Genomic DNA, 5,198 nt, shown 5'->3' on the forward strand with positions numbered 1-5,198 from the left:
ATGAAAAAATTTTTTTTTTTGAAAATTATAAATAAATTAAAAACAATATTAATAATCTTTTCCATAATATATTATTCATTTTATAGTAATTTTTTATTAGCAAAAAATAATAAAAATATTAATGAACTAAAAATAAAAATAAATATTTTAGAAAAAATAAAAAAACAATATTTTCTTTTTCTTTTAAAAAAAAAAAATACATATGTTAATATTTTTAATAAAAAAAATATAAAAAAATTATTAAAAAAATTTCTTTTTATTAAAAATAATATTATTTTTAATAAACCTTTAGAAAAATACGAAATTTTTTGGAATAATATAAAAAAAAATTCTAATAAAAATAATTATTTAAATAATTATAATTTAAATAAATCCTCTCCCTCAGAAGAGGAATCTAATATAAATTATAAGAATAATCTTTTTTATTATTATTTATTAATTAAAAAAAATATTTCTAATAATTATTCTAATAAAGAAATTTTTATAGAAAATATTAAATCAAATTTACTAAATATATTTAATAGTGAAATAAATAATAAAATACAACTAGGTATTTATAAAATACTTAATAAATTTGAAATTAATGGAAAAACCTCAATAAAAATTAACTTAGATGAAAATTTAAATTTAAATAATTCTGAAGCTGATTTATTATTACCTATTATAGAAAATGAAAATTATATTGTATTTATACAAAATAATATACATAAAACTGATGATAGAATACAAAATAACCTAGGGTTAGGAGTAAGAAAAATATCTATTGATAATAATTATTTATTAGGACTAAATAGTTTTTTAGATTATGATATTTCATTAGAAAATACAAGAATAGGGTTAGGTGGGGAATTTTGGAAAGAGTTTGTAAAATTTAATTTTAATATATATTATGGGTTAAGTAGATGGTGGCATTCAAAAATTTTAAATCAGGAAAAAAATAATTTAAATTATTTAAACGATGATGAATTTTTTTCAAGACCAGCTACTGGATGGGATTTTAGAATAGAAGGATATTTACCTAAAATACCAGAACTAATATTTAATTTTAATTATTCAAAATATTTTGGAAACATAGGATTTAAAAAAGAAAATAATGATAATAATTATAAAAAATTATCTTCACCATCTATTTTTTCCTTTGCAATTAATTATAATCCTATACCTTTTCTAAATTTTATTATACAAAGATTTCAAACTTCTCTAGGAGAGAGTAATTTCCAATTTGGAATAAATATTAATTTTAATTTAAATTCTTCGTTATATAATCATTTTAATACAAAAATTAATGATATTTTTTCATCATCTTATGATCATAAATATGATTTTGTGAATAGAAATAATAATATATATTTAAAATATAGAAAAAAATATTTAATTAAATTATTTACAAAAAAAAAAATTGTTGGTTTTCCTAAAAGTGAACATTTTCTAGGATTAAAGGTTGATTCTGTTCATAAGATTAAAAATATATTTTTTAGAATTAAAAATATTTTTTTAAAACAAGGAGGTTCAATTAAATTATATAATCATGATTATATTATAAATATGCCTAGTTATGATTTTGAAAATATTAAAAATAATACTTTAATATTAAAAGTTATTGCTTATGATATGTTAGGTAATAAAGATGTATCATCTGTTAAAATAAAAACTTTATATCCTTTAGTAAATAAAAATTTTTCTACTCTAAATGTTTTCCCCCAAAAAATATTAGTTAATTCTGAAAAAGCAAAAATAGTTTTTGAAGCTCGAGATAACAATAATGAATTATTAACAGATATAAAAAATATACATTTTATAGTAGAACAGGCTAATTTAGCAGATAAACATAATATACATTTTGGTCCTATAATTGAATCTCCTAAAGGGACATATTCTGCATTAATAACTAGCTCATCTGCTGGGGAAGTTTTATTAAGAGTGAAAATTGATAATGTAATTAATCCAAATTTAGGAGCTACAATTAATTTTATTCAGCCTTCAGTAGATAATATGGTATTAAAAACTACCCCTCAAATTCTTATTACAAAAGTTAGTAAACCAATTAAATTTTTAATAACAGTTTATGACAAACATGGTAAAAGATTTAAATTTTCTAATATTAAAATAAGAAATGTTATTGCTAGAGATAGGCAAGGAGATATTAGAAGAGATAGTGGTAAAATACATATTGAAGATCTTACAAATCAAAAAACCTATGATAATGATAATTTTTTATTTACAACAGATATAAATGGAGAATTAAAACTTGAAATATCTGACCCCCATGGTATTGGGGTCCGTACGACTCTTGCAATTAGTGCAAATAATTATATTACGAAGAAAGTTGATTTAATTTTTACAGTATCTACAAGCCCAAATACTTCTCGTGCTAGAATGTATGGACATATGACTGAATTTTTATTTGTTAATGGTATCAGGTTTAAAAGACCTATTTTAAGTTCAGAACGATTAGGAGATCAAGTAAATAATTATTTAAATGAAGATTGGTCAAAATTTAATTGGTATAATGCAGAATCATATTGTAAATCACAAAATGCTCGATTACCAACAAAATCTGAATTATTAGAATTTTATAATATTCATTCAGGTAATGATTTACTTAGTAATTATGGATGGCCTATAGTTGATAGATTTAATTTAATGTGGACATCAACACCTATTATTAATATGTATTTTAGAGATCCATTACATTTTCATATTAATTTTTTAAATGGGGATATAGATCAGGGAATTACTGGTAATATCTTTTCTTTTTTTTGCGTCCAAGATAAATAGCTTAATTTATTTTAAAGATGCTTTATATTAAAATTTTTCTAAAACTAGAAAATTAGTTTCATTATTTACAATATTAGATATTTTATTTTTTAATATATATAAATGATGTATTTTTGCAGCTATTTTATTACCTATGGCTGCTAATTTTTTAGATTGCTTAAGTTTAATTAATTTCATTGCTAATGAAGAACTTGAACAATATTTTAATTTCCATGGATATTTTTTAATAAAAATACTACATTGTTTTAATGGTTCTTCATGACTAAAAATTTTCTCTATTTTATTTAAAACTATATTTTTTTTAGAAGAAACTAAACAATGATGGATTGGCAATACAAAATTTTTTTTTATTAATAAAAAAGAATTTTTTTTTAATAAAAAAGATACTTCTTTAATTAATCCAGTATAATTATTATATATTGGTACTATAGCTAAATTAATTAATTCATTTTTGATATAAAAAAAAATTTCTGTAAAATTATGACAACTTATATTAATAAAAGTTTTTTTAGAAAAATTTTTTTTTATATAAAATAATGTAGCTAAATGTGAATAGCTTCCAATAGGTCCTAAAAAAGCAATACTTTTATAATATTTTTTTTCTAAAAAATTATTTTGAATTTTTTTTTTTTTTTTTATAAAATTATTTATTTTATCATTTACAATGATATTTTGTTTATAATTATAAATATTTTTTTTAATTATTTTTAACATTTTTTATAAATAAATTAATTAATAGATTTAATTTAGTATAACACTTTTAAAAATATGTATTATTATTTAATAATATGAACAATATCTTTATTATCAATCCAACATTCCCAGCCAGTTGCTAAAGAAACTTCATATAAGGATTTTTTTAAAATTTGCCTAAATTTCCATAATATAATAGTATTACTTCCACATAATTTTTTTAAAGTAATAACTTTATAAAATAAAGGAGAATGATGTGAGCAATAAAAACAATGAATCCATTGAGATAATTGTTTACCTTTTAATTTTTTCCGTTCCTTTAAAGAAATTAAAGTCCACATAGAATCTATAAAAAAAGATACTATATTTTTATTTAAAAAAATAATATTTTTTTTTGTCTTATCATTCCTATACCATTCATGTAATAAATGACCTATATAAAAACAGTCTTTATAATTTATTTCTATAGTACAGATAGATAATCTTATTAAAGATGATTTTAACCATTCATAATCTTTTTTACCTGTTTTTCTATCTATTGATTTTAGAAAAGAATAAGTAGAAAAAACTACTTTTTCCCCTAAGGGGACTTGTGTAAATAAATATAGACATTCTAACCAAACATCTAAATCAGATTGATCTAAATTTTCTCCTGTAAAACGTATAAAGAAACCATTTAATGATGTTTTTAAAATATTTTTTTCATACGCTCTCTGCCCCTTCCTTACTATTCCAAAAAGAGAGCTACGTAATATAATATTAGGGATAGCTCTTTTATTTTTTGAAATATTAGGAAAATATTTTTTTATATTAATATTTTTGTTTTTTATATATTTAATAGAATTATAAAAAAACATTTCTGATTTTTTTTTTTCTTTTTCTAAAATATTACTTTTTTTAATTAATAAATTAATTCTATCATAAAGCAATTTTTTACGCATTTAAATTATAATAAGGTTTATATATCTATATCTAAAAAAGAATAGAGATAAAATAAAGTAAATTAATTTATTTATAAAATAAAAATTTTAAATTACTTAATTTTAGTTTTTATTTATATAATACTATATATTTATACTGAGTATACAAATAACTAATTATGTTTCTTTTTTTATTAGAACATATTATTTAATAATATTATAATAATGTATAAATGAAAATATAAAAATATTTCATATTTGTGAATATATAAAAAAAAATTTATTTTTAAACTACAATAAATTAATTCTATAATAATATTTTATTTAAAAATGTCAAATATTTTTTTTAAAAAAAATATTAGAATAAAAATAGGTAAAGAGAATAATAAAAATAGTTTTAAGAAAAGCAGGTAGCAACTCGGGATAGCAGGTAGTAACTCGGGATAACAGGTAGTAAAACTCGGGATAGCAGGTAGTAAACTCGGGATAGCAGGTAGTAAAACTCGGGATAACAGGTAGTAAAACTCGGGATAACAGGTAGTAAAACTCGGGATAGCAAGTAGTTTTGATATGTAAAAAAGACACTTACAAAAAAAAAATATAATCTTTTTTAATCTTTTGTATATTACCAAAAAACATAATTTTATTTATATATTAGACACTTACAAAAAAAAAATATAATCTTTTTTAATCTTTTGTATATTACCAAAAAACATAATTTTATTTATATATTTAAAAAAAAAAAAAAAGAGATATAATTTAAAAAACACAAACATTACTTTTAATAAAAAGATAAATTGAAATAGA

The 5,198-nt window shown here is 18.9% G+C and carries 3 protein-coding genes; 1 reads left to right on the forward strand and 2 read right to left on the reverse strand.

The features are described 5' to 3' along the window. Positions 1-2,778, forward strand: a complete 2,778-nt coding sequence (locus GJU04_RS02250; protein WP_168893289.1) for an inverse autotransporter beta domain-containing protein — start codon at positions 1-3, stop codon at positions 2,776-2,778. A gap of 27 nt (positions 2,779-2,805) precedes the next feature. On the opposite strand, the gene GJU04_RS02255 is transcribed toward GJU04_RS02250, so the two are convergent. Further along, on the reverse strand, positions 2,806-3,492 hold the full coding sequence (locus GJU04_RS02255) for a prephenate dehydratase domain-containing protein (protein ID WP_168893287.1): 687 nt from the start codon (positions 3,490-3,492) through the stop codon (positions 2,806-2,808). Between the two features lie 62 nt (positions 3,493-3,554). Then, the gene (trfA, locus tag GJU04_RS02260) at positions 3,555-4,412 is read right to left on the reverse strand and encodes a plasmid replication initiator TrfA (protein ID WP_168893288.1); all 858 of its coding nucleotides are present in this window, start codon (positions 4,410-4,412) and stop codon (positions 3,555-3,557) included. Positions 4,413-5,198 lie beyond the last annotated feature (786 nt).

Source organism: Enterobacteriaceae endosymbiont of Donacia marginata, assembly GCF_012567685.1.
In the GTDB taxonomy this organism is placed as follows: Bacteria; Pseudomonadota; Gammaproteobacteria; order Enterobacterales; family Enterobacteriaceae.